Source organism: Mycobacterium sp. (assembly GCF_025965855.1).
In the GTDB taxonomy this organism is placed as follows: Bacteria; Actinomycetota; Actinomycetes; order Mycobacteriales; family Mycobacteriaceae; genus Mycobacterium.
In genome coordinates this window covers 1-4,501 of record NZ_JAOPWB010000097.1, presented here as the reverse complement: position 1 = coordinate 4,501, position 4,501 = coordinate 1, and the positions used below count along the sequence as shown (strand labels likewise).

Below are 4,501 nucleotides of genomic sequence, written 5' to 3'. Positions count from 1 at the left end.
GTTCGATCGCCCCACGCAGCTCGATCTCCACGCCGTCGAAGACGACGGTCCCGATGCGCGGGAAGCGGAACTCGGTGAACGGGTCCAGCCAGCTGGTCTCGAAGGGAACGCCGTGCGCGCGCAGGTCGGCGGCCACGTCGGCGATGTCGTGAATCAGGAAGTGCGGCAACATGTATCGCCCGTGCAGGTTGGCGCCGTGACGGATCAGCGGGGCGCGCAGCGGTTCGTCGGTGAACCACGCCACCAGCGAACGCACCAGCAGCGACTGCACCATCGCCATGCGCAGGTGCGGCGGCATTTCGAAGCCGCGCAACTCCAGCAGGCCGAGCCTGCCGCGCGGGGTGTCGGGGCTGTAGAGCTTGTCGATGCAGAACTCGGCGCGGTGGGTGTTGCCGGTGATGTCGGTGAGCAGGTGCCGCAGCGCGCGGTCGGTCACCCAGGGCTTGGGCGTTCCACCCGCCGACTGCCGCGCGATCTCCGAGAACGCGATCTCGAGTTCGTAGAGTGCGTCGGTGCGGCCCTCGTCGACCCGGGGCGCCTGCGACGTGGTGCCGACGAATCGCCCGGCGAACAGGTAGGACAGCGACGGGTGGCGCTGCCAGTAGGTCAGCAGCGAGACCAGCAAGTCGGGGCGGCGCAGCAGCGGCGAGTCCGCCGGCGTGACGCCGCCCAGCGTGATGTGGTTGCCGCCGCCGGTCCCGCCGTGCGTGCCGTCGACGTCGAAGGATTCCGTTGAGAGTCGAGCCAACCGAGCCTGCTCGTACAGCGTTTCCAGCAGCTGCGTCTGTTCGGAGAAGCTGGCGGTGGGCGGCACGTTGACCTCGATGACACCGGGGTCGGGGGTGATCGTCAGCGACGTCAGCCGCGGGTCCGGCGGCGGGCCGTAGCCCTCGATCACCACCGGGAAGTCGGCCTTGGTCGCCGCGGCCTCGACCCGGGCGATGAGGTCGACGAAGTGTTCGAGCGCCTCGGTGGGCGGCACGAATACGTACAGCAGCCCACCGCGAACTTCGGCGACCATCGCGGTCGGCGGCGCGGCGTCGTCGTCGACGACCACGGCCTCGCTCACGGCGGCGTCCGCCGCCAGCTCGCCGCCAACGGACAGGGGGTCGGCGTCGAACGTTGCACGCGGCGGTACCCAGCTGATGGAATCCAGCGGTAGCCGCAGACCCGCCGGTGAATCGCCCTCGAGCAACACCATGCGACCGCGGCGCAGCCGCCAGTCGGCGCTGGCCCAACCCAGGCCGTCGTCGCGGCGGTGCAGCGGCAGCGCGAACGCCGCCGGGGACGTGGTGGATTCGTCGAGGCGCGCCAGCAGCGACGCGCGGTTGGCGGCGGTGTCAGAAGCGGTGTCGGGGTCGAGGTCGTCGCCCGACCCCACGGGGTCGCCCTCGGGCATGCGCACTTTGGCCGCCAGCCGGTCCAGTGGGTCCTCGTAGGCCGGCCGCACCTGCGACAGTGGCAGCCCCATACCCTCGGCGACTCCGGCGAGCAGCTTGTAGGCCGCCTCGTTGTCCGCGACCGGACCGTTCGGCTCGCTGACCCAGGGGTCGGCCAGCAGCGCGTCGTCGGTCCAGAGCGGCCGCCCGTCGGTGCGCCAGTAGAGCGCAATCTGCCAGCGCGGCAACGGTTCTCCCGGATACCACCGGCCCTGCCCGCGCTGGATCAGCCCCTGCGGCGCCCACACCGACTTCAGCCGGGCGGCCAGTTCGGATGCCCGCTGCCGCTTGTGGGGGCCGTCGGCGGCGGTCGTCCACTCCTCGTCTGACCCGTCTGGGGGGATGCCCACCGCTACGAACGTCGGCTCACCGCCCACCGTCAGCCGGACGTCGGCGGCGTCCAGTCGCTCGTCGACGCGCCGCCCGACGTCGCAGATGGTCCTCCAGGCCGCGTCGGCGTAGGGCAGCGTGACGCGCGGGTCTTCGTGGATGCGGGTGACGGTATTGGAAAACTCCAGCGTCGATTCGCAGGGTTGGGTACCGCCGCTGATGGGCGCCGCGCTCGCCGGGTGCGGTGTGGCCGCCAGCGGGATGTGGCCCTCGCCGGCGAACAGTCCCGACGTCGGGTCCAGCCCGATCCATCCCGCGCCCGGGATGTACACCTCGGTCCACGCGTGCAGGTCAGTGAAGTCGGCGGCGGGTCCCGACGGCCCGTCGAGCGCCTCGACGTCGGAGGCCAGCTGCACCAGGTAGCCGGACACGAAGCGGGCGGCCAGCCCGAACTGGCGCAGGATCGACACCAACAGCCACGCCGAGTCCCGGCACGAGCCCACGCCGTTGCGCAGCGTGAAATCCGGTGTCTGCACACCGGGTTCCATCCGCAGGCTGTAGGCGACGTCGGCGTTGATGGCGCGGTTGAGCGCGACCAGAAAGTCGATGGTGCGGGTGCCGTCGGGCACCCTGAAGTTGCCCAGCCATGCCTGCACGAGCTCCCCGGGGCCCGAGTCCGGGCCGTCCTCGTCGACGGGCCGCAGGTACGGCTTGAGGTCGTCGGCCAGCGCCTTGGGATAGCTCCACCCACCCGAGGGCCACGTCTCGGCCCAGTCCTCGATGAAGAAGTCGAACGGGTTGATCACCTTGAGGTCGGCGATGAGCCCGACGGTGATGGTCAGCCGGCTCATCGGATTCGGAAACACCAGCCGGGCAAGGAAATTGCCGACCGCGTCCTGCTGCCAATTGACGAAGTGCTCGCTCGGCTCGACGCGCAACGAGTAGGCCTCGATGGCCGTGCGGGAGTGGGGCGCCGGGCGCAGCCGCACCACGTGCGGATAAACCCCGACCAGCCGGTCAAAGGTGTAGCTGGTGCGGTGCTCCAGCGCAACTTTGATGCTCATCCGCTGATCTCATCACAAGCGCCACAAGGTCGCAGCGCAGCGCAATCCCAGCGGACGGCCCCTGGCCTCGGGCCGTCCCTACGCCTTATCCGAACTGGGGGCCCGGCGGCGCGCCCGGCGGCGGTCCGGCCTGGTAACCACCCGGCGGCTGCTCCAGCGGGACGACCTGGCCGCCGGACAGCTTGCGGTAGGTGTAGATCAGGATGAGCGCGGCGACGGGCCCCCCGACCAGCAACCCGACGCCGCAAAGCACCGCACCGACGAGGACCGCCGCGACCTGCGCCAGCCACGCCAGCAGGGCGTTGGCGAAGTTCGACGAGACGGTCGAGAAGCTGGACTTCAACGCCTCGATGGCGCCCTGCGACCGATCGATGACGAACGGGACGGCGAACTGCGCGAAGATGCCCACGATGAGGCCGGGAATGATGCACAAGAACGAGCCGATCGAGGCCAGAATTCCGACGATGATCGCGGCGAGGATCACGTTGCCCAGGTTGCGCGGCTTGAAAAACGAACCGATGGTCACCGGGCGTCCGTCGGCGATGTCAAGGCATCCGGACAGGAACGCGGATTGGGCGAAAATCCCCACCGCATAGATGAGTACGTAGCCGACGATCATGACGACCAACCCGCCGGCGCCGATGCTCGTGGTGGCGGTGGTGTAGCCGTCGCTGTTTGTGGTGCTGGTGGTCGACCCCATGCCGCCGCCGAACAAGATCGCACTGTAGGCGACGGCGATGAGTACCCCGTAGACGAGGCTGGACACGACCAGTGCCGCGACGTTCTGCGTGAACTTGCCCCACGCCCAGCTGAACGCCTCGCCGATGCTGAAGGGCTGGCCCGGCTGACCGCCGGGCGCGCCACCGTAGCCGGGCTGCGGCGCGTAACCGGCCGGCGGCGCGCCATAACCGGGGGGAGGCGGCGGGGGTGCGCCGTAACCGGGCGGCGGTGGGGACGGTGCGCCGTAACCGGGCGGCGGTGGGGGCGGTGCGCCGTAACCGGGCGGCGGTGGGTAGCCGGGAGGGTTCTGGCTTCCACCGTGGGGGAGGTTCGGGTTGCCGGGATACTCGGGAGGCTGGCTCATGACGTCCTAGCTGTTGGATTCAACTGTGGGCCCGCGCGCGGAAACAGCGCAAACCGGAACTTAGCAAATAAGTCGCCGAGGCGCGCGGATTGTTTTCACGCGTTCTTGGCCGGCGCACCTTGTCACCCCGACGTGGTATGCCTAAAACCGTGTCCGACGGTCTCTTCGACCTCCCCGGCGCATCGCAGACAACCGACCAGGGCCTGGCCGTGTCGGCCGGTGCGCCGCTGGCCGTGCGGATGCGGCCGGCGTCGCTGGACGAAGTGGTCGGGCAGGGCCATCTGCTGGCACCCGGGTCGCCGCTGCGCCGCCTGGTGGAGGGCTCGGGCGTCGCGTCGGTCATCCTGTACGGCCCCCCGGGCAGCGGCAAGACGACGCTGGCGGCGCTGATCTCACACTCGACCGGCCGCCGGTTCGAGGCGCTGTCCGCGCTGTCGGCCGGCGTCAAGGACGTCCGGGCCGTTATAGACCAGGCTCGACAGGCGCTCGTCAGAAGCGAGCAGACCGTTCTCTTCATCGACGAGGTGCACCGGTTCTCCATGACCCAGCAGGACGCGCTGCTCTCCGCGGTGGAGAACCGGGTG

General features: G+C 69.9%; 3 protein-coding genes. 1 reads left to right on the top strand and 2 read right to left on the bottom strand.

Annotated elements, in window-relative coordinates; translation table 11 throughout:
• Together JWP83_RS07395 and JWP83_RS07390 are read right to left on the bottom strand one after the other, a co-directional pair.
• Positions 1 to 2,833: transglutaminase family protein (locus JWP83_RS07395; RefSeq protein ID WP_297727939.1), on the bottom strand; the 2,833-nt coding region annotated here is incomplete at its 3' end.
• An 85-nt stretch (positions 2,834 to 2,918) separates the two neighbouring features.
• A complete protein-coding gene (locus tag JWP83_RS07390) occupies positions 2,919 to 3,917 on the bottom strand; it encodes a hypothetical protein (protein WP_297727937.1) in 999 nt (332 codons plus the stop codon).
• 137 nt (positions 3,918 to 4,054) lie between these two features.
• Between JWP83_RS07390 and JWP83_RS07385 the strand changes: the two genes are divergently transcribed.
• Positions 4,055 to 4,501 (top strand): AAA family ATPase (locus JWP83_RS07385; protein WP_297727935.1); only part of this gene is annotated, 447 nt, incomplete at its 3' end.